This is a genomic window from Vibrio chagasii, from assembly GCF_024347355.1.
Classification (GTDB): Bacteria; Pseudomonadota; Gammaproteobacteria; order Enterobacterales; family Vibrionaceae; genus Vibrio; species Vibrio chagasii.
In genome coordinates, this window is record NZ_AP025465.1 from 1,047,391 (window position 1) to 1,069,180 (window position 21,790).

Genomic DNA, 21,790 nt, shown 5'->3' on the forward strand with positions numbered 1-21,790 from the left:
CATAACTGATACGTTAACAAGGACACTTAAGGAAAATTTGATTACAAGATTAAGCGGTTTCAGCCTCTTTAACTGGAGCTGGGTTACGAATTAGGTGGTCAAATGCACCTAAACTTGCTTTCGCACCTTCACCCATCGCAATGATGATCTGCTTGTAAGGTACTGTTGTTACATCGCCTGCTGCAAACACACCTTTCATCGATGTTGCGCCATGCGCGTTAATCTCAATCTCACCGCGTGGTGAAAGCTCAACCTTCGAACCTTTCAACCATTCGCTGTTCGGCATTAGACCGATTTGAACGAAGATACCCGCAAGCTCAATCTGTTTCAGCTCTTCAGTGTTGCGGTCTTTGTATTCCAGACCCGTTACGCGGTTTCCATCGCCCAACACTTGTGTCGTTTGAGCCATTTTGATGATTTCGATGTTTGGCGTTGCGTTTGCTTTATCGATAAGCACTTGGTCAGCGCGTAACGTGTCTGCAAATTCAAGCACGGTCACATGTTCCACAATACCTGCTAGGTCGATAGCTGCTTCGATACCTGAGTTACCGCCACCGATAACCGCCGTTTTCTTACCTTTGAACAGTGGACCGTCACAGTGTGGGCAGTAAGCCACGCCTTTGTTACGGTATTCTTGCTCACCCGGAACGTTCATTTCACGCCAGCGTGCACCTGTACTTGTGATAACAGAGCGAGCTCGCAGTGTTGCGCCACTCTCTAATTCAACGTGGATGTAGCCGTCTTTTGTGTCTTCCGCAGCAACTATGTTGGCAGCACGCTGCTCAGTCATTACTTCTACACCGTACTCTTTTACGTGCTCTTCTAGGCTAGCCACTAGCTTAGGACCCGTTGTCGCTTTAACTGAGATAAAGTTCTCAATTGCCATGGTATCCATGACTTGGCCACCAAAGCGGTCTGCAACGACACCAGTGCGAATGCCTTTACGTGCTGCGTAGATAGCTGCTGAAGAACCAGCAGGGCCACCACCCACAACTAACACGTCAAATGGTGCTTGTTGGTTTAGGTTTGTTGCGTTCTTTTCCGCTGCGCCAGAGTCTACTTTATTAAGGATCTCAGCTAGTGACATACGGCCTTGACCGAATAGTTCACCATTAATGAATACACTTGGTACCGCCATGATATCGCGAGACTTCACTTCCTCTTGGAATGCTGCGCCATCAATCATAGTGGTCTTAATCAGCGGGTTAATCGCTGACATCATGTTGAATGCCTGAACCACTTCTGGACAATTTTGGCACGATAGTGAGATGAAAATCTCTACATTAAGCTCTTGATCTAATTCTTTTATTTGCTCGATTACGTCAGCTTCAAGCTTGATAGGGTGACCACCACTATGAAGCAGTGCCAGTACCAGTGACGTGAACTCGTGACCCATTGGTAAACCGGCGAAACCGATCGCAGTACCTTTCTCTTGGTTCACTACCTGCATGATAGGGCTACGCGTGCTTGCGCTATCATCGCGAGTTACTTCAATTTTATCGGTTAAAGATGCAATGTCATTTGCTAGGCCTTGGAGTTTGTGTGCGGTATCGCTGTCATCTAGGCTCAGTACTAACTGAACATTGGTTTTTAAGTTTTCTAGGTATGCTTTTAGCTGCTGCTTCATTGCTTGATCTAACATAATCGTGCCTGCTCTTAAATTCTGTGTCGTGGTATTGACCAATACCTTCTTGCTGAAAAAGGAAAATAAAAAGGGGGCGCAAGTCGGCAAATTGAATGTGGTGTTGCTGCTTTGAAAGGGGGGCGCGCAACTGCCCTTTAGGAGGGAGGCCGAAGCGCGCCTGTAGAACCGTTTGATTTGTTCTTTTTAGATAGGCATAGATTAAATCTTACCTACTAGGTCCAGAGATGGTGCTAGAGTCTCTTCGCCTTCTTTCCATTTAGCTGGGCAAACTTCACCTGGGTTAGCCGCTACGTATTGTGCTGCTTTAACCTTACGTAGTAGGTCTTCAGCGTCACGACCGATACCTTCAGCAGTGATTTCCATTGCTTGGATAACGCCTTCTGGGTCGATTAGGAACGTAGCACGGTCTGCTAGGCCTTGACCTTCACGCATTACGTTGAAGTTGTTTGTGATAGTGCCTGTTTGGTCGCCTACCATGAAGTATTCGATAGTGCCGATTTTGTCAGAAGTATCGTGCCATGCTTTGTGAGAGAAGTGAGTGTCAGTTGATACTGAGTAAACTTCTACACCGCGAGATTGAAGCTCTGCGTATTTTTCTTGTAGGTCAACTAGCTCAGTTGGACATACGAAAGTGAAGTCTGCTGGGTAGAAGAAGAACACTGCCCACTTGCCTTTAACGTCTTGCTCAGTGATTTCTACGAACTCGCCGTTTTTGAATGCTGTTGCGATGAATGGTTTGATTTCTGTGTTGATCATGTTTGGACTCTCTTTCTAATTTATAGTGTTTAACGCTATCCCGCGTCGATGGAGATATATTGCATCCGCACCGAAAATTAGTGAAATCGGACATTTCTATAGATTCAATAGGTGATTCCTATCTTTGAAAGGAGAAAGTTATCGACAAAAGCTACCAAACGTCGGCAACACCTAATTTGAGTGACTATGCTCGTTAGGTTGTTCTCTAAATTAGGCTTATCTCTATTAGCGTGAGTGCCTATGTATAGTGTGAGTATTTATTTGGCGTTTCTGAAGTGGGTTAGGATCTCATTGGTTTTTTTTGATAATATAAAATTATTATTAATATAAATTATGATAATTTCATTTAATTAATAGCTCTACCTATACTCTCTTCATCGAAACGAAATACAGAAGCTAAGCTTCGAAAGCTCAGAATAAAAACGAATTGGAGAAAGTTATGAAAATGAATCACGTAGGCATCATGGTAGGCGACATGGACAAAGCAGTAGAGTTTTACACTAAAGCTTTAGGTCTAAGAGTCGTAATGAACAAGACTAAGGTGATGGAGGAGCGTGAATCAGCAATAGGCCGTATGTGTATCGCTGTATTTGGTGAAGGCTTCAAAGGCTTCAACATTGCTCACCTAGTAACTTCAGACGGTATCGGTGTTGAGATGTTCGAAATGGTTGACCGCCAAGAGCGTCACGAAGTAGATTTTTCTCGCCTAGGCATTTTCCACTTCTGTCTGCAGCTTCCAAAAGAGCAATTTGATTCAGCTATCAAGCGCGTTGAAGAGTATGGCGGTAAAGTACGTATGGATATCCACCGTTACCACCCAGAAGACGAACTAAAACAAGCGCAAATGGTTTACCTAGAAGACCCGTTTGGCAACCTATTCGAGTTCTACTCTCACTCATACGAAGATACGTACGCGACAGATTACGAGTAATCGTGTTACTACCTTCGATAAGGCAGAAAACCTAGACACCCCCAAAAAGGATTGGTAGAGATACCAATCCTTTTTTGTAGCTTGAACTCACATAGATTCGATTCAAGCGGTTACTAAGTTACCTATGCTGGTTAGATAATTAAATATTGTTAATTTTAGAATTACCAATGAAATCAGAGAGCGCAGTAATTACTTTCTTCGTGATTTAATGAGGTATTTTACACCATAACTTGGTTTTTTTTACCATCCGTTTTGTTTATTTGACTTTTAAATCACTATAGATCGTTGATAGATATAAGATATACGTTGGTACGCAAATTGACTACGAATAAGCCTTTTAGTCAAGAATGTAGCGTTTATTAAACGCCTAGTTACTCACTTTAGGTATTACGAGGTTTTTCGATGATTAATAATCGACTTTTTGTATCAATATTTCTTTTTTTTAGCGTAACTTTTTCGTTTCTAGTTCCCGCTGAGACTCTTACAACTGGAAAAGATATAAAAATATTAGAGAAGGGTTCAAGTGTTACAAGTAGAGAAGAGTTTGTATTAGATACTAGCAGTATTATTTCAGCCATGGCCTCTTATAAAGTGCCAGCTGTGAGCTTTGCGGTTATAGAGAACAACGAGATCGCTAGAGCTGATGCAATAGGCTACATAAATAGTAGTGGATCGAAAGAAGTCGATGTAAACACATTATTTCAAGCAGGATCAATATCAAAATCTATTTTTGCAATTCTTGCTTTAAGCTTAGTTGATAGTGGACTCATTGATTTAGATGACAATGTCGAGCCATTTCTTGGAAATTGGCGTATACCAAACCCTAAAAATCATCAAAATGATGATGTGACCTTACGGACAATATTGAGTATGTCATCTGGCTTGGGTGTTGGTGGGTATTTTGGCTACTCTCCTGGAGAGTCAATACCGAGTCTTCTCGAAACTCTGGGTGGTAAAGAACCTGCAAATAGTAAGCCTGTTGTGTTAACACAAAAGCCTACCACCGCGTATGAGTATTCGGGCGGTGGCTATCAGGTTGTTCAGTTAATTACTGAGAATATCAGTCAAATGACTGCTCAGAGAGCTGCTAATAAGTTTATTTTTGAGCCGCTTGCGATGTTCAATTCAAGTTATGCTCAACCCACATATGATAATTTAGCCAACGCGGCTCAAGCAACTGATAGTGATGGTAAGGCATTTCCATATCAGTGGAGAGTTTATCCTGAATATGCAGCTGCTGGCCTTTGGAGCACACCTACTGATATTGGCAAGTTTATCATATCAATTAATAAAGCTTATAGAGGGTCTAATAAACAAATCGTTAGCCCTTTACTTGCAAGGCAATCTCTTTCTCGTCAGAAAAATACACCTTATGGATTAGGCTTTGTAGTGAAGGGCCAAGGTGATAACCTTCATTTTATGAAGCTGGGCCAGAACTCGGGTTACCAAGGTTGGCTAGTTGGACTACCGAACACAGGTCAAGGCGCTGTGATTATGACAAATTCTGATAATGGAAGAGACCTCGCTCAAGCTCTAATTTATTCGATTGCTGAAACTTATCACTGGCCGATCGTTGGTCAGCTTGAAGATGCTTGGATGATAAAATAGACCTCGGCTTTTATATCACTTATTTTTATTAAAAATTCAATGTGGACAAGCAGCTTTAGAAGCATTTCTTTGTTCAGAAGTACGTGGTTTAAGTATTTTGTGTTCGTTAGTTTCTGAAGATAATCTTGTAAAACTTATTTATAGTTTTTTGTGCATAGGATGCTTTGAACGTTTTTGAGCTTGGTGGGTTATTGATCCTGTTGTTTTCAAAGTACTGATGGATAGGCCGCAGTACTTTGATAGGTTTTGTTAAAGTTGACGTTTTGACGATAAAACCTTTCATGAACATGACTGGAGAAAGCGATCTTCATGAAAACATGGTGCATTCATACCGGATGGTAGCCTTTGCTGAACCGCGACTATACTCAGCATTGTATGGCGAACCAAAACACAACGAAAACAGAGAAAAATGCACAAATTAGCGCACCCAAGTTACATGAAAAAACTGCATATCACTTTTACCGCTCTTATTCTCATGATATTAGCCGGATGCACCTCAACGTCGGCGGTCGGCAGTTCTAAAACAAAGGAATATGCCAAGTCACATGCTTTGACTGGTAAAGCTTCTTGGTATGGTGACAAGTTCCATGGAAAGCTCACTGCAAGTGGTGAGACGTATAATATGAATGCTTACACGGCAGCGCATAAAACCTTAGCCTTTGGCACGATCGTGAGAGTGACTAACACTACCAATAATAAATCTGTCGAAGTGAAAATTAACGACCGAGGTCCGTACGTAAAAGGCCGAGTGATCGACCTTTCACACAAAGCATTTGCACAAATCGGCAACGTTAAGCAAGGCACAGTTCCTGTTAGAATCGAGATTGTTGATGACAGTAATACCTTTAGGTACAAGCATTAATCATCCCTCATTCTGAACTAGTTTTTGAAACTCCAAGGGTTGGTAGATATACCAACCCCTTCGTTTAGGGCTCCAATTTAGGTGCGACAAGAGCGTATTCTAAATAGATTGATAGAAAGGCATCGAGTGCCTCTGTGATAACGCAATCTCTACTCCTCTTAGCCTCAGATAGTGATAGAATCCCTGCATCAGAATTACCGAGAAACTCTATGTTTATCCATCAAGTTAATGACATCGACTGGCTGGTTATTACCGCTTTTGAAGAACTGAAAACTATGTTTATTGAAGATGCAGGCAGGATCCCTCGCTGCTTCTCTGTCGCTAGCGAATTGAGCCTGATTGATCAAGCCAAGCGTGCTTATGGATACTTACCTCCACTTCGCGGCGTTATCACCGATACCGGCACTTTTCAAAGCCCGGATAATGAAGAAGATTTGAATCCACAACTTGCCTGCTTAGTTGAAGGGCGTGGTCGAGTGTTTATCTATCACGGAGGTTTTGTTGCTTTTGTGGATGATGAACAAACCTTCATTACCCGAATGGACTGATCCCTTCATAGCTAAAAATGGAACGCTCTAGCGTTCCATTTTCTATTGATACCTCGGACATTTTTTATTTGTGTGCATCAAGTTATTAGAGCAATCAATCTCGTTTGTTTACTGAAAATGCTGGTGGGTAGCCAAACGCTTTTTTATAAGCGCTGGTGAAGTTAGAAGGGTGTCGATAACCTGCGTGGTAAGCTACCTCAGTGATTGACACCAACCCTTGTTCTAAGTGCTTGCGTGCCATTTCTAGCCGACGACGTCTTATGTAACTTTTGATGCTGCAACCAATCACGTCTTTGAACTTTCTTCTAAGGTTTGACTCGCTAGTGGTCGCGTATTCAGCCAAGGACTTAACTGATAAGTCTTTGTCGAGGTTCTCCTCAATGTAGTTAATCAATTCATCAATCGAGTGCTTTGCACTTTCAGTCGCCGCTGTTTGTGTTTCTGTAACTCCGACTTCTAACGCGGTATCACTATTGGACAACTGTTCGAACACTTCTAATACCAAGCTGTGCGTCAATGCCTCTAGCTTAATCTTCTTAAATGTGTCGCTTCCATCTTGTAACTGGATGATCTTGTCTAGTAGTTTTTGTAATTGATGATTTGATTGCAAGTCGAAATGGGATAAGTGTTGAGAAATGAAATCGTCAATCCGGCTGCTAGATTCTATGCGTTCTTGGATCCAATGGTGCGGGACGAGTACTTTTAATTTAGAAACCTTGTTGCCTTTTTGAACAGTTCGTCGGAAGGTTGCGGGTTTTGCTAGATTGACTACCAAGGCTTGATAGCCATGTTTTGAATCCATAACGAAGTTTGAATCGTCGTAGCCGAAATTGAGTTTTCCTTCTTTTAAAACTATTAAAATTAGAGCCTTACGAGCCGTCGAGATGACTTGGTGATCGTTGAGTTCTGTCGTAGTTCCCCAGTGCAGAGAAAAGTTCTCTTGCACCTTGCAAATATCCACATTGCCTTCAATTAGAGGGACTGTTTCTGAATATTGCTCCGATACCATCTGAAAATTTTCTTCACTCCCTACCCAGCGCACGAGGGCACTTTTCTTAAGAGGTGAAGGTATTCGATTATTCATAAGCTCCTGCCAATTTTCATAACAATCCAGTCACTTTGGATAACTCAATCTGCTGTTCCCAAGTAAAAAAGAAAATTACCATAAATGATAATCAATATCATTAACTGCAATTGGATTATCATGAAATGGATTTTTTTAGTTACCGCTCTGTTCACTCAAATAGTAAGTGCGCAGGCAATGATCGTTGAAGCAAATAAGCCTCAGCGCATTGAGCTCCACTCTCAGCAAGACACGTTTTTAAAGATCAATGAACCAGGTTACTACCGTGGTTTTATCCGAAGCCAAAGCCACATGGAACACGTGATTGCTTTTAATTCCGCTGGCGATCCAATAAAAAAATTACTGAATCATGAGGCGAGAGAGACTGAGATTTTTTGGTATGTCGATCAAGCTGACACTTATCGAATTGAAATGAAGAGTGCTGATACTGAGGTATCTAAGGCTGAAATGCAGCTTGCTCCTATGCCTCTGAAAAAGGATCAGTATCTATCGCCAGAGGTGTCGATGCTAAGCCCAACATTGTCACGTACTGCAGCTGATATTCAGGGCGGTGTAAAAGATGCTGAAAAAAAGTTTTGGCAAATCATTGAGTCTCAGGGAGCACCGCTTGTCGAGTATCAACTTAACAACAAAGCATTCGTTACTTTCTTATTTCGCGGAAATGCAAACAACGTTCGGCTATTAGGTGCGCCATATGGTGGACATGCACAGATGAGCAAAATTGAAGGCAGTGATATCTGGTTTCGCTCTTTTGAAGTTCCAGATTCAACGCGTCTATCCTATCGAATCGCGCCTAATGTTCCTCAATTAGCTCGTGATACTAATCGAGAACAACGCAGAGCAGTATTGGCGACTGCAGCACTAGACCTATTAAATTTGGAGCCCAGCTTTGGCTCTGATACTGGAATATTTGGCTCTGCTTCTACCTTGACGCTTAAACATGCATCAAGCGATAGCGTAGCAACAGAAGAAGGCAACCCCAAAGGTCAGTTAACGCATTTTCTTTATCAGGGGAATTCTGAGGCTGAAGCAAGGCAAATCAGTCTGTATGAGCCAAATAGCGTTTACTCAACAACTGATAAATCACCGCTTTTGATCTTGTTTGATGGTGAACCTTACCTCGACAAAGTCCCAACGCCTCTGGTGATGGATAACTTAATTGCGAGTAAAGCTATTCCTCCGATGAGAGTGGTGTTTGTTAACCCGCCCAGACCGAGCCTTCGAGCAAAAGAGCTGACACCGAATAAAGCGTTTGCCGACATGCTTGCTAATGAGTTTATCCCTTGGCTTTGTAGTACGCACTCAATATGCCCCACAGCTGAAAATACAGTGTTGTCTGGTTCGAGCTTTGGTGGATTAGCGTCAATGTTCATCGCGTTGGAACACCCTCAACGTTTTGGAAAAGTGTTGAGTCAGTCTGGTTCATTTTGGTGGCAGCCAAAGACCGCTAAGAGTATCGCAAGTGATAAACAAAGTTGGATGAGTGAACTGGTCGCATCAAGCGGTAAGAAAGACATTCAGGTCTACCTCAATGCAGGTGTTTTTGAGACTGAGCCGGTGCATGCAAGCATCTATCAAACCAATAAAATCCTTTTTAATACCCTCAAAGAGAAAGGGTACCCCGTTACGTTCAAAAGTGCTGCGAGTGGTCATGACTATTACAGTTGGCGCGTTTTGCTCGCTGATGGACTAACAACACTTTTTAGTAAGTAAAGACCAAGGAAATATCCAAGAAATGGAACACATAAAAATACAAAAAAATAAATTAGCAGCGGCCCTCATGCTGGCTGGATTTGCCTCTCTATCAGTTAAAGCTAGTGAAGCAAAGCACACAGAAACTATGGTTGTTACCGCAAGTCAGTAGGAAACGGCGATAAAAAATGCACCTGCATCAATATCTGTGATTACGCGCGAAGAGATAGATAAGCTTCCTGCGACCGATATCTCTACCGCGCTTGAGAGTGTCGCGGGTGTGCATGTGGCGAGAACAACGGGTGCTGAGCCTAGAATCATAATTCGTGGCTTGCAGAACCAGAATTCAGCCAACGGAAATTACACTCTGTTTTTGATAAATGGTCGTCGTATCAGCTCTAGCGAAACAGTGATTCGTGGGGCGTCGTTTGATTTATCGAGCATTCCAATGAGCGCGATTGAGCGAATTGAAGTGGTGCGCGGCCCAATGTCATCTCTATATGGTAGTGAAGCGATTGGTGGTGTGGTTAACGTGATTCTCAAGCATGCGTCGACAGAGACTCATGTTTCTGGAAGCCTGACTTATAGTATGCCAGAAGATAATAAAGCGAATGCGTTATTGTCTGATGCAGATGGCGAACTCAAAAGTGGCAATGTGTTCGTCAGCGGGTCGATCATTCCCGATGTTCTGACGTACACCACGACAGTCGATATTAGTGAGCGTAATGCTTGGTTCCCGGAAGATGCTGGGGCAAGCTTTTCTCCTCAAACGGAACAAAAAAGAAATGTATTTCGTGGATCTTTGAATTGGTACGCGACAGAGCAAGACGAAATCTATTTTGATCTTTCTTACTCAAAGGATGACCGTGTAGAGAATCGTTACTTGATTAACCCCAACAGGTTAGCAACTAGCTATTATGAGGGTGAAAAGCTAACTGGCACGCTAGGACATATACGTAATTGGGATTGGGGTGAATCAGATACCAGTTATTTCTACGAAACCTCTGAAGTGGATGAAGACAATTCTCACCCAATGGTAGATGCCGCGGTACTGAGCCAAGACAACCACACCGTAGATGCTAGGTTTGTCGTTGATCAGTTTGAAAGCCAGATTTTGTCACTTGGGGCACAAGTGTCTTATACCAGTGTTGAGAACGAGCGTGATTATTCTAGCTCTCGTTCAGTAACGCAAAGTGCCGCTTATGTTCAAGATGAGTACTTTGTTTTGGATGATTTAACCGCAACCGTAAGTGGTCGCCTTACACACAATAACCAATTTGGTAACGACTTTAGCCCTCGAGTTTATTTTGTCTACAACGGCATCGATAACGTGACCTTTAAAGGTGGTTATGGTGAAGGCTTTAAGTCGCCAACGCTTTTTCAATCGTCTGAAGATTTCTCAATAGTCAGTTGTGGTGGTCGATGTACATTGGTTGGAAATCCGGAGCTGAAGCCACAGACTTCGAAGACTTACGAATTTTCAGCGATGTATTCAGGATTTGATGGGTATGTACAGGCGACGGCTTTCTATAATGATGTGAAAAACTTGATAGACCGCGACTTAACTCCATTTTTCAATGGTACCTCCGCAATTATTCAGTATGAGAACGTCGATAAAGTCGAAACCAAAGGTATTGAACTAGAGGGTAGCTATGAGCTTTCCGTAAGCTGGTCGTTTACGGCAAATGCGACGTATACCGATGCGGTGAACAAAGTTGATGATAAAGATATGGCGTACAGCCCTGAATGGTTGGCGAATGCAAATCTCAATTGGTTGGCAACTCGTGATTTAGCTTTCTTTACTGGTTTGAATTATACCGGCAAGCAAAAAGATGGTTCTGATGCTGATCTAGACCCTTACACCATCGTGTCATTGGGCGGTTCGTATGCGTTTAATGACAACTTCAAACTTCGTGCTGGGGTGACTAACTTAACGGATGAGCGCTTGGACCAATCAAACCAAGTGTACGAAGAAACAGAAGTAGGACGTACCTACTATGTGAAGATGGATTTCGATTTCTAAGGCTTTACCTAAATAAAATGGGACGTAAGCGTTCCATTTTTTATTTGTATTTCTGCCACACACGAGTTCATTTCTCCAAGGCTATAGCCTTGTTCGTTTGTTATTTTGGTATTTCTACTTGATCGTTTGTTATGTTGGTGACCGGTAGGATATATACCAGCAATGAAAGTTCAGCTTAACTTTTACCCATTGGATTTCAGTGGCTACTCAATAACGAAGTGAGCTTGGTGGTTTTATGCTCTATAGGTCAGGCGCCTATTTTTATGCTTGTTAGCTTTGAGACTTTATCTATCGTTTTAAATAAGTACATCAAGCGTGCAGCTCTGCCGACTGTACCTTCAGAATAGCAAACAACGCGACTTTTCCGTGTTTCATTTTTTCTTCAACTAGCACATAAATTTGTACAGTCAGAGAGGTGTCAATCAATACTGATGATGTCTATCTTATTGAATATTCTAGTTTACTTTGTGTGTTGAGATTTCTTTACTAATAAACATATATGCATTTTATGTCATATTGGTTGTTAGCACGTATGTTTGTGGAGGGAACCACTACAAATTGATATAGGAAATCCAATGAAAGTAATCTTATCTAACCTTGGGATAGCGACAACATGTCTATTTTCTTCGTTCGTAAATGCGCAACCCCGGCTCCTCGTTCAGCCAGAATTACCTGTTATTGCCAATGAAGTTGAGTATCCACTGTCCCATCAAGCGTTGATTGAGACATCGGACAACCTATATAAACAGCGAATAGAGCATGTGGGGGCATCATTCATTAAGCTTCATTTCAAGTCGCTTGTCGTACCAAAGGGCAGTCTATTGCGCTTGAGTTCGAGCACCAGTGATGAAGTGGTTGAGTATAGTGACAGCCAGACAGATTGGTTCGCTCAGTCTATTTCAAGTGAACGCATGTTGATTGAGGTTGTGCCAAACTCAAAGGGCCAATACGCTGAGTTCGAGATAGATTACTACATGGCGGGCAAGAGTGCAGACGAAGAGGCATTGGCAACGTTATCGACATGTGGTGTTAATGAGCGCAGAGACGTAGCCTGCTGGGAAGAGTCTCATCCAGATAAGGTGGCTTGGACAACTCCGGTTGCAAGGCTACTTATTAATGGGCGTAGTTTATGTACCGCTTGGCGTGTGGGGCCAGATAACCATATGTTCACCAATAACCACTGTGTCGCATCAGAATCAGAACTGAGAAATACAGAGGTATGGTTTAACTATCAGCGTCGTACTTGTGATGGCTCTATGGCTACTACGGTAAAAGTCATGGGGAGTAAGATACTCAGTACTGATTATGATTTGGATTACACACTTTTCACTGTTGATGATTTTTCAAAAATTGAGTCGTTTGGTTATCTAGGCCTAGATGACCAAGAGCCAATCTTTGGCGATGGTATTTACATCCCACAACACGGAGCTGGTAAGCCGAAAGAACTTGCAATTGAAAGTGACCAAAATGGCTCCGGAATGTGTCAGATTGATGTAGCTTCAACTGGTGGGCGAAGTGCTAATACCGACACTGGTTATTTCTGTGACACCATTGGCGGTTCGTCTGGTTCACCTGTTTTGCGTACTGACAACAACAAAGCGATTGCGCTGCATCATTTTGGAGGTTGTGAAAATCAAGGCGTAAAAATCAGTAAGATTTGGCCACTCGTGTCTTCATACTTTGGTGATACGTTGCCAGGTGGCTCAGTCGGTGAGCCGAACAATGATATTCCTGAGGTCACTTTAGGAAACTTGATTAGCGATCTCGCCGCGACGTCCGGACAACAGAAATTGTTTGTGCTCAAAGCAGCAAATCGTACTACGAAGGTGAATGTTATTATGAAGTCTGGAGTAGGGGACGCTGATCTCTACATTCGTTCTGGCACGCAACCAACGAAAAGTACTTACGATTGCCGACCTTATCGCTCTGGCAACTTTGAAACCTGCGAGGTGCCTAGGGCTGATGAAGATCTCTACATCATGATCAACGCGTTCCGAAGTTTTTCTGGCGTATCTCTCTTATTGTCAGAGTCTCAATCATAGTCGTGAAATCAGCTTACGATATGAATAATCAAGGCGAACCTATTAGGTTCGCCTTATGGTTTATAATTAAACAGAATAGTGAATAAAAAGAATCGTTGTTAGTGATAGTTGAATATTTCTTGATTGTTTAAATTCTAAATTATTAATAATAAACGCCATGTCTCTATTAAGTTTCTCTCACTAACTTTATATCCATATTAAAATTAAGTTATTTAACCTTCGATATATAAAATATACCCGACGCCAATCTTTAATATTCATAAAAGCAATCATTGCTTCCACCAAGATCACAAATATTGATATGTATTGTGTTGCATATTTGGTTTCTGAGTTATTTTCCTGCCGCCAATCACAAAGGAAAAATAACAATGAAAAAAACAATAGCTTTATTCTCTGTAATCTCCTCTCTTAGTTCGTTTGCTTATGCTGATAATACTAATGTTATTACTGGCGAATCACCGGAAGAGGTTTACGTTCAATATCAGTCTATCAACCAAGTTACCGAGTCGATGAAGACAGAGGGTTTCACGATGCATCGCTGTGGAATCAAGGCTCTGCGTAATAATATCCAAGCGACTCAGAGCCTTGAAGTTCCTCATAGTCAGATCCAGTGTGTGTACTCTAAACCAGGCGCATCAACCAGTGATGAGTCTGAGTTGATCTACTGGCACCTGAATGTGCTTTATAGCATGGAAAGTGGACACTTTATTGCGGATAGTGAGTTTACCGAACGCTACACTAGCGAGATCTATACACATAGCCCTGAGTACCTTCTTGATATTGGTCCACATTACTACCGTCAGCGTTCTGAAGTTGAAGCGTTGGGAATGAAGGTCGGCGAATGTAATCTACAAAAAATTTATTACTTCAGCGCGCCAACAGAAGAGTCATATTTATCTGATATTGCATCTTGCCCTGTATATAAAGCTGACGGTGAATTGTCTGGTAATATCACCGTTGAAATTAACCATACACCGGCTAATTTCGGCTATAGTGAGAGACTTGTTCAATTTTACGCTATTTAATCCTGGGCATTTTTAAATCGATTTTATATTAACAATCTGACTCCTATTTATTTAGTTATTCTAAATTAGTATTAAATAAAAAAAGGGTTGGTACTAAATACCAACCCTGTAATTGTTAATAAACTACAGCGAACTTTAGAACTTAACCTGATAGTTCAGAGTATAAGTACGTCCACGGCCTTTGTATTGGTACAGCGCATCGCTACCGGTGTACCAGTGTTGAGCACGTTGGCTCCAGGTTGTGTAGTAATCTTCGTTTAGCAGGTTCTTAATACCAAAGCCCAGATTACCAACTGGAAGCTGGTAGCTACCTGTGAAATCAACTACTGTGAAGCCATCTAGCTCACGTTGATCTGCATCTTTGTAGTCAAACATAGTTAGGCTTTGTAGCTTCAGGCTATAGTCATTGTCGTACCAGCCAACCCAAGCCCCCGCTTTAGAAGTGCTCGCTTCCATCGCCTCGTGATCTTCCCAGCCAGTGTCTGTTTCAATTTCTGTCACAACATAGTGACCTAATAGACCAAGCTGTAGCATGTCTGTTGCCCAGTAGCTGATTTGAGCTTCCGCGCCGTAGACACGTTTAGGCTCTGCAAGACCTGATATCGATAGGTCATCTTCGTACTGAACGGTTGCGCTTGAGTGCGAGTAGTAGATTGCAGATTGTAGTGAGATATTATCTAAATCGTTACGGTAACCCAATTCGTAGCTGTCGGTTTTGATTCCATCTAGCTTAGAAGCGGCGACATCTTGAGTAGCGCTCTTGCCGTAGAAGCGATATAGCTGAGGGATATCGAAACCTTGTGAGAAGTTAGCCCAAATCTGAGAAGTAGGATTTAGGTGATAGATAGTACCAAAGTTAAACAAACCTTCAGCGTAATCTGTTGAGCCACCAGGAATGAAGTCCGAACTAGAGGTCGCTTGGAAGTCAGACACGTCTATGTCCATTTTCTGATAGCGATAACCTGTTTGTACTGACCAATCATCAGTAATGCTGTATTCCGCTTGAATGAAGCCAGCGATAGATTGAGTGTCGATCCCCGGGTAACGACCTTGCATTTCACTGATGACGTTTACTAAACCTCCCGTAGCTTCGGTCGTAGCTTGATCGTAGTTCGCTCTGTCGCTATCAAATTTATCGATGTAACCGTCGATACCGTAGGTCAGATTCCAAGAGCCAAATGATCTATTAAGTGCCGCTTTTATTGCAAAAATATCAGTAGATTGGCGAGAGGAGTTAGTCGATAGAGTTGTCTTGCCATCAACTGTGTAAGGCATGAAGGTGTGCTCTTCGGCACGGTAAGATAGTTCAGCAATTAGCTGATGGTTTAAGAAGTTGTTGTTGCTGTATGCCGCACTTAACATGACACGCTCTGTGCCTTGTTCTCGATCCGCTGAGTAGCCCTCTCTCACATCAACAAACTGGAAGTTACCGCTACCATCTTTATCAAAGTAAAGGCCGTAAGGAGTGTCTTGTTGGCTATTGTAGTACTGAGCCAACAAGTGTAGTTGTTGACCTTCAGCAACATTAATTTGTAGGTTACTCAGTAGGTCAATGGTCTCGTTAAACTGAGTCGAACCCTGAGTCATATCTGGAGTTACCATCTCACCATCTGCATCGAAATAGCCTTGTGTTTTGGTGTAAGCGACCGATGCGCGTCCCTGAATTTTCTCGTTTCCACCTGCTATTGACTGAGCCAGTTTGTAGTCAAAATCTTCGCTTGATGAAAAGCCTGAAGTCCCACTAACAAATGATTCAAATTCGACTTCTTCACCAGACGCTTTTTTAGTAATGATATTGATAACACCACCCGAAGCGCCGGCACCGTAAATTGATGTTGCACCAGAGAGTACTTCAATGCGGTCGATGTTGAATGGGTCAATTGAGTCTAACTGACGGCTTATTGATCGAACTGATTGTAGAGATATACCATCAATCATTACCATCAGGCTGCGACCGCGTAGGTTTTGGCCAGCGTGAGTGCGACCACCACTGCTTACATCCAGTGAAGGGATAGTAGCAGCTAGAATCTCATCAAGGCTTTTGCCACCGCGGTATTCTTGCTCGATAGTCTCTGAGTTAATGTACCAAACGGTACCAGGGATATCACTGATGGCTTTAGGCGTGCGGCTAGAAACCACCACCATTTTTTCTTCAGTGGTTAGATCTTGAGCTTGGGCTGTAAATACTGTGGTTACTGCCGCAACTGCTATTGCGACGGTGGAAAGCTTGAAACTTCCTTTTTCGGTCTTCATTTTTTTCTCTGCATTTATCAATGAAAGGCTGCACACATTTCTTTTGGCGCGGTGACTCTATTTTTTATTGTGTTTATCCAGACTCAACAGAGTGGTGAGTAATGACGAATCGGATAGGTGAGTCGTTATTACTGCTGTTTCAGCTCTCAGTCTAAATAAGAATCATTATTATTGTATTTTTGATGCGAAAAAACAATATGGGAGTGCAAATTATTTTTTAAATGTAACAATAACGTCTGTTGTGTAGGATCGTTCAAGCCCAGCCTTTATGTCTGGTTTTATCGTTTTATCCTAAGTTTCTTGATTCAATTTATATTTTTTCGTGATGGCGAGAGAAGACGTAAAGTTAACGCGGAGGAGACGAGCAGCATGAAACTATGCTGCTCCTAGGTTAGTTGTTTTTTCCTGAAATACTGCTGAGTAATTGTTCTCGTTGTTCGTGCGATACGTTCATGACATTGTTGTAGGTGCGATTCATTACTCGTATATCGTTTTCGAGCAATTGGGCTAGCTGTGTTGAGGCACTTTGATTGTCGCCTGCCAGAACCAGTTCCATGATGTCCAAGCGGCGCTGGCATGACTTGACCACGGAAGATTGGATATGCATAGAGACCAAATCAGTAGCCTTACGCAGACGATTTTGTTGTTGCATCATCCCCAACAAAAAGCGGTTTCCGGAGCTGGCTGCGAGCAGTTCATGAAAGTCGACACTTAGTGCGAAGAGTTGACTAGCGGAAGTCGATTTTGGATTGTTGATGGCGTAGATATGGCGATCTCGGCATGCTTCTAGTTCGTTACGCTTTAAGTTCCATGTCGGCTCAAGTAGTCCTGCCGGTTCAAAGATCAAGCGGCATCGATAGCTCTCGGTATGCCTTTCAAGTGTGTTTAGAACACCATCAAGTTGCCATTTATAGCCGGGGCTGCGGCGGAAAATACCATCGCTTTCTAGTAGACGAGTGACATTTTGAATTTCGCCACGATTAGCCTCATATCGTTCTTGTAAGTCTTTTTCCGAGAAGGAACTGTTTAATTCCCCAAAGAACAGGTCCATTAAAATATTCAGGTACAGTTGTTCTTGGCGGGGCTGTTCGTCGCCTGTCGGTACGTCTAGCTTGATATCAGCCGCGTCCATTTGAAGCACCGAACCTTTATAGGGAACAACCTTAGTCATGCCCTGACTCGACAAATGTTTTAAAACGGCGCGTATTGGGCTTCTTGAGACTTCGAATTGTTGTGCCAAAGAAGATTCATTGAGGCTGCTACCGGCTTTAGCGTCTTCGGTTTTTAAGCTAGCAATGACTTTAAATAGCAAGTCTTGTTGGAGCTTTGTAATTGTCGTTATGTCCATAGGGCTGACAAATCAGTTGATTATTGGAACCATGGTAAACATAAAAGTGCTCGAATACCATTTATTGTGTTTCTGCAACCAAAAAACAATTACCAGTATTCCGGATTAGCGATGCCGACTGAGAGGATAAAAGAGGGTTGAGGGGATAAACAAGGATTGAACAGACAAAGATAAAGATAGAATTGAAATAAGCCTCCACTTCGGAGTTCAGCGAAGTGAAGGGGCTTGTTGAAAGGTTACTTTCTCATTAGGTAAAGGAAGTAGCCGCCTCCAAGTAGAGAAGCAAGTAGCCCTGCAGGGAACTGCCAAGGGAACCACAACGTACGACCAATCCAGTCCGCTGCGACCATGATGTTCGCGCCCAACAATGCCGCTGTCAGCATTTGCGGAATTGCTCTATATTGGTGAAGCGAGCGGGCCATGTGAGGTGCTAATAGTCCGATGAAGCTCAGAGGACCAATAACGATAGTGCACAGCGTAGTCAGTGCTGCGACCAATAACAGCAAGGCTAAGCGAACTGTAGTTGTGTTCATCCCCAAACTGCTGGTGGTCACTTCACCCAGGTTTATAAGCTCAATCCAGCGATGTAGTGAAAGGGAAATAGCACCAACCATTGTCACACCAACAGCAAGTAAAACAACATCTTGTGTGGCAACCAGATACGTTGAACCCGATAACCAAGTCAGCAGCGCCGTGGCATTTTCGTTACCTGAACTCATCGTAATACGCAGCAAAGCATCAAGCCCAGCACTTAGCGCGATACCGGTTAACAGAGTTTGCGTTGGCGCGAAGTTGTGCTTTCTGCCCATCAACCAAACTACAGCCGTAACAGATGTTGCTCCAAGTGTACCAAGCAGCATTTGTTCTTCGCGTCCAATCGAGTTGCCCCAGAGTGTGCCGAGAACCAGCGCTAGGGAAGCACCTGAACTTATGCCCAACACTTCCGGACTCGCCATCGGGTTATTTGAAATACGTTGAATAATGGTGCCCGCGAAAGCGAGGCCAATACCGGCTAATAGTGCAACCAGTACTCGTGGCGTGCGCAATTCAAATAAGGATTCATGAATCTCAATACTCCAGCCGAATTGATTTTTACCGACAGTGAGCGCAATCAAACATGTAACCGCCAATACTAAAGACATAGCAATCAAGGTTTTGGCCGTATTAGCTCGCTTGTACTGTTCAATATGCTCGTTACGGCTCTTAAGATCCGACTGAAGTTTAGTACGTTGCAATAGCCACAATAAAAATGGAGCGCCAAGTAATGCCGTCATTGCGCCCGTTGGCAGTAGCTCACCACCAAAACCTGAGAATGGCTGAATCACTAAATCGACAATCAACAGGATTAAACTACCGATCAAGCCACTGGTTAATATTTGTTTAGCTAATGATCTAACGCCTAGTAGCCTTGCAATCGCTGGGGCAACAATACCCACAAAGCCAATTAAGCCCACCTCACTGACTACCGCAGCGGTGATAAAGATTGCGAGAGATAGACACAACAGTTTGATTTGCTTAATGTTCACGCCTAGCGAAGTGGCAACATTATCACCAAACTGCAATGCAGATAATGGCCTTTGCAGGACGAGCAGTAGTAGAGTTGGAATGGCAATCAGGGGTAATAAAACTTGAACGCTAGACCAATCATTTTGGTTAAGCACACCTGCGCCCCATACGAATACACTGGTGAGCTGTTGCTCATGCAGCATCAGTAGCATGGTGTTGAGTGATCCTAAAAATAGGCTCACGACCATACCCGCTAGAACCATATGTAGTGGCGAAAACCCACGTGTAGAGCTGAGTGCAAAGACTAAACCCGTAGCAAGGCAGCCACCAATGAAAGCAGGGATAAAAAGAGGAACAGCGACACTTGTCGGGGTTAAAAGTAAACCCAATACCATACCTAGCTCTGCGCCCGCAGCGACACCAAGTGTCGTCGGTGAAGCAATAGGGTTACGCAATACAAACTGCATCACACAGCCGGCGACTGCTAGTGCAAAACCACAAAGGAGTGCAACTGCAAGTCTCGGTAAATAAGTGAGATGGGTGATCAGGTGTTGGTAGTTCGCTGAATCAAAATGAAAGAGCGTATCCCAAATCAACCCAATGCCTTTCGAGTAAGGTGCGGTTATCTGAAGTAGCGAGCTGATAAGGAGAACAGCCGTAACCGATAGGGCGACTGCTTTAACGTGAGTTCTTGCCACTGCTGAACCTTCAATCTTGGTGGTTGCTATCATTTTTGGGTCAGTAGCTTTGTTATGTGGTCACTAAATCTTTGCGCAGCGATAAGGCCTCCAAAGGTCCAGATGCTCGGAAGCTCATACACTGAATCTGTTCTGGTGAATTCCATGGCCTGCCAAAGTGCAGATTGAGTGAGTTGATTTTTTTTGTTTTCAGTCAAAGGACCAAAAAGCATCACGTTTGCTTGTTGATGTTCCGCGAGTCTCACGACACCTGTGGTGCTAAAGCCCCAAAGGTTGGTCGGTTCCTGCCAATCGTTTTTTAGCCCCATCGCTTCAATGGTCGCTTGCGCTAGTGAACCTTGGCTGTGAATTCGTAAAGTTTTATCGTTGATGAAACGAGCAAAGATCAATGGCTTATCTGAATTGCCTGCTGCTTGTATTTTTTCACCGTTGTCATGAAGTCGCTGCTTTGTGTCTGCAATAATTTGCTGGGCTCTTTGTTTTTGGCCGAATAATTTACCAAGCGATAACGTAATCGCTGTAGCAGATTCAATCGGCTGCTTCTTTTGGCTGTAAACGCTATAAACCAGCACCGGTGCAATTTTATTGAGTTGGTGATAAGCCGCAGCCATGTGTTCGCTAATTAGGATGACATCAGGCTTCAACTTCGTTAATAGTTCTAAGTTAGGCTCGCGTCGAGAACCAACATCGGTGACACCTTGGTTCAGTTCTGGCTTCACAACCCATTGCTGATAACCTTTGGCATCGGCAATGCCCTCTAGCTCAACGCCAAGGCTGAGCACCGTTTCTGACAGAACCCAATCTAAAGCCACAACTTTTTTAGGGGTTGTTTCGAAAGAAGCGGTTCCCATTTCGTGTGTGATTTCTAATGCATGAGGGCTCTCTAGCGCGTAAGCATTAAATACGAATAAGACAGACAGTAGCGTCATCAACTTTTTCATAACAGATTCCTCATCATTTAAGGGATATAACTGATTGGTTGCCCTGTTTCAGGGTGGTCGAATAGCGCCAGCTCCATGCCATAGATTTTCATCAGCGTTTCCGGTGTCATCAACTTTTTCGGAGAGCCAGAAGCGACCACTTCACCGGAGTGAAGAGCAATAAGATGGTCACTGAATTTTGCCGCCATATTGACGTCATGAAGTACCATAATCACGGTCAAACCCAGTGATTGGTTAAGCTCTCGAATTAAAGACAGTAGCTCATGTTGATGGGCAACATCTAGTGCCGATGTTGGTTCGTCTAATAAAATACATTGGCTTTTTTGGGCAAGTAGCATGGCGACCCAAGCTCTTTGTCGCTCACCACCCGATAGGGTTGCAACGAATCTATCTGAGAAATCGTTCAAGCCTACTTTCTCAATAGCTTCATCGACAATTTGGTAGTCTTCTTTGCTGTATCTTCCAAATGCGCCTTTCCAAGGGTAGCGACCAAAGCAAACTAACTCACGAACGGTGACACCATCAGTGATAGGTGGATGCTGCGGTAGGTAAGCGACTTGATGTGCAAACTCTAGGTTACTGTATGAAGACAGTAGTTGTTCGTTGAAGAATACTTCTCCCTGGGTTGGGGCATTTTGTCGACTCAGTAGTTTCATGAGAGTCGATTTACCGCATCCATTATGACCAAGTAATGTGGTGACCTTTTTTGGCTCAAAGGTTAATTGGGTAGGGGAGAGGATCTTCTTACCGTCGATTTCGAACGAGGCATTGGTAAGTTTGTACATAGTGAAATATGAAGTTGAGTTATGGGCTACTAGCCGTTAATGT

17 protein-coding genes are annotated in these 21,790 nt (G+C 43.1%); 9 read left to right on the forward strand and 8 right to left on the reverse strand.

What is annotated here, in order from left to right; translation table 11 throughout:
• Positions 1-49 precede the first annotated feature (49 nt).
• Both ahpF and ahpC read right to left on the reverse strand, forming a co-directional pair.
• The gene (gene ahpF, locus OCV52_RS04865; protein WP_137406990.1) at positions 50-1,642 is read right to left on the reverse strand and encodes an alkyl hydroperoxide reductase subunit F; all 1,593 of its coding nucleotides are present in this window, start codon (positions 1,640-1,642) and stop codon (positions 50-52) included.
• A gap of 201 nt (positions 1,643-1,843) precedes the next feature.
• Positions 1,844-2,401 carry an alkyl hydroperoxide reductase subunit C gene (gene ahpC, locus OCV52_RS04870; protein ID WP_137406989.1) on the reverse strand — a complete coding sequence of 186 codons (558 nt, stop codon included), beginning with the start codon at positions 2,399-2,401 and terminating at the stop codon, positions 1,844-1,846.
• Positions 2,402-2,840: 439 nt separating this feature from the next.
• On the opposite strand from ahpC, the gene OCV52_RS04875 reads away from it, so the two are divergent.
• The 4 genes from OCV52_RS04875 (at position 2,841) to OCV52_RS04890 (ending at position 6,350) form a co-directional block, all read left to right on the forward strand.
• Positions 2,841-3,332 carry a VOC family protein gene (locus tag OCV52_RS04875; protein ID WP_102423472.1) on the forward strand — a complete coding sequence of 164 codons (492 nt, stop codon included), beginning with the start codon at positions 2,841-2,843 and terminating at the stop codon, positions 3,330-3,332.
• A gap of 402 nt (positions 3,333-3,734) precedes the next feature.
• Complete coding sequence (locus tag OCV52_RS04880) at positions 3,735-4,940, forward strand: serine hydrolase domain-containing protein (RefSeq protein WP_137406988.1); 1,206 nt, start codon at positions 3,735-3,737, stop codon at positions 4,938-4,940.
• A gap of 409 nt (positions 4,941-5,349) precedes the next feature.
• Positions 5,350-5,802, forward strand: coding sequence for a septal ring lytic transglycosylase RlpA family protein (locus tag OCV52_RS04885; RefSeq protein WP_137406987.1), 453 nt, complete (start codon positions 5,350-5,352; stop codon positions 5,800-5,802).
• A 209-nt stretch (positions 5,803-6,011) separates the two neighbouring features.
• Complete coding sequence (locus OCV52_RS04890) at positions 6,012-6,350, forward strand: hypothetical protein (protein WP_004739996.1); 339 nt, start codon at positions 6,012-6,014, stop codon at positions 6,348-6,350.
• A 94-nt stretch (positions 6,351-6,444) separates the two neighbouring features.
• Here OCV52_RS04890 and OCV52_RS04895 read toward each other — a convergent pair whose 3' ends face one another.
• Positions 6,445-7,434: an AraC family transcriptional regulator gene (locus OCV52_RS04895; RefSeq protein ID WP_240700661.1), complete on the reverse strand. Its 990-nt coding sequence runs from the start codon at positions 7,432-7,434 to the stop codon at positions 6,445-6,447.
• 120 nt (positions 7,435-7,554) lie between these two features.
• Here OCV52_RS04895 and OCV52_RS04900 point away from each other — a divergent pair, with 120 nt between their 5' ends.
• The 5 genes from OCV52_RS04900 to OCV52_RS04920 all read left to right on the forward strand — a co-directional run bounded on the left by OCV52_RS04900 (position 7,555) and on the right by OCV52_RS04920 (position 14,216).
• On the forward strand, positions 7,555-9,147 hold the full coding sequence (locus tag OCV52_RS04900) for an alpha/beta hydrolase (protein ID WP_137406986.1): 1,593 nt from the start codon (positions 7,555-7,557) through the stop codon (positions 9,145-9,147).
• 22 nt (positions 9,148-9,169) lie between these two features.
• Complete coding sequence (locus OCV52_RS04905; protein ID WP_261900859.1) at positions 9,170-9,298, forward strand: hypothetical protein; 129 nt, start codon at positions 9,170-9,172, stop codon at positions 9,296-9,298.
• Positions 9,299-9,334: 36 nt separating this feature from the next.
• A complete protein-coding gene (locus OCV52_RS04910; RefSeq protein WP_240700660.1) occupies positions 9,335-11,149 on the forward strand; it encodes a TonB-dependent receptor domain-containing protein in 1,815 nt (604 codons plus the stop codon).
• Positions 11,150-11,724: 575 nt separating this feature from the next.
• Positions 11,725-13,191: a serine protease gene (locus OCV52_RS04915; RefSeq protein ID WP_137406985.1), complete on the forward strand. Its 1,467-nt coding sequence runs from the start codon at positions 11,725-11,727 to the stop codon at positions 13,189-13,191.
• A gap of 368 nt (positions 13,192-13,559) precedes the next feature.
• Positions 13,560-14,216 carry a hypothetical protein gene (locus OCV52_RS04920; protein WP_137406984.1) on the forward strand — a complete coding sequence of 219 codons (657 nt, stop codon included), beginning with the start codon at positions 13,560-13,562 and terminating at the stop codon, positions 14,214-14,216.
• A gap of 135 nt (positions 14,217-14,351) precedes the next feature.
• On the opposite strand, the gene OCV52_RS04925 is transcribed toward OCV52_RS04920, so the two are convergent.
• The 5 genes from OCV52_RS04925 to OCV52_RS04945 all read right to left on the reverse strand — a co-directional run bounded on the left by OCV52_RS04925 (position 14,352) and on the right by OCV52_RS04945 (position 21,747).
• Positions 14,352-16,469, reverse strand: a complete 2,118-nt coding sequence (locus OCV52_RS04925) for a TonB-dependent receptor (protein WP_137406983.1) — start codon at positions 16,467-16,469, stop codon at positions 14,352-14,354.
• Positions 16,470-16,860: 391 nt separating this feature from the next.
• Positions 16,861-17,817 (reverse strand): GntR family transcriptional regulator, encoded by a 957-nt coding sequence (locus OCV52_RS04930; protein ID WP_137406982.1) that lies wholly within the window; start codon positions 17,815-17,817, stop codon positions 16,861-16,863.
• Positions 17,818-18,053: 236 nt separating this feature from the next.
• Positions 18,054-20,054: a Fe(3+)-hydroxamate ABC transporter permease FhuB gene (gene fhuB / locus OCV52_RS04935; RefSeq protein WP_137406981.1), complete on the reverse strand. Its 2,001-nt coding sequence runs from the start codon at positions 20,052-20,054 to the stop codon at positions 18,054-18,056.
• Positions 20,051-20,962: an ABC transporter substrate-binding protein gene (locus tag OCV52_RS04940; protein WP_137406980.1), complete on the reverse strand. Its 912-nt coding sequence runs from the start codon at positions 20,960-20,962 to the stop codon at positions 20,051-20,053. Before OCV52_RS04940 ends, fhuB begins: the two co-directional genes overlap by 4 nt.
• Before the next feature lie 17 nt (positions 20,963-20,979).
• A complete protein-coding gene (locus OCV52_RS04945; protein ID WP_137406979.1) occupies positions 20,980-21,747 on the reverse strand; it encodes an ABC transporter ATP-binding protein in 768 nt (255 codons plus the stop codon).
• Between the last annotated feature and the right edge of the window lie 43 nt (positions 21,748-21,790).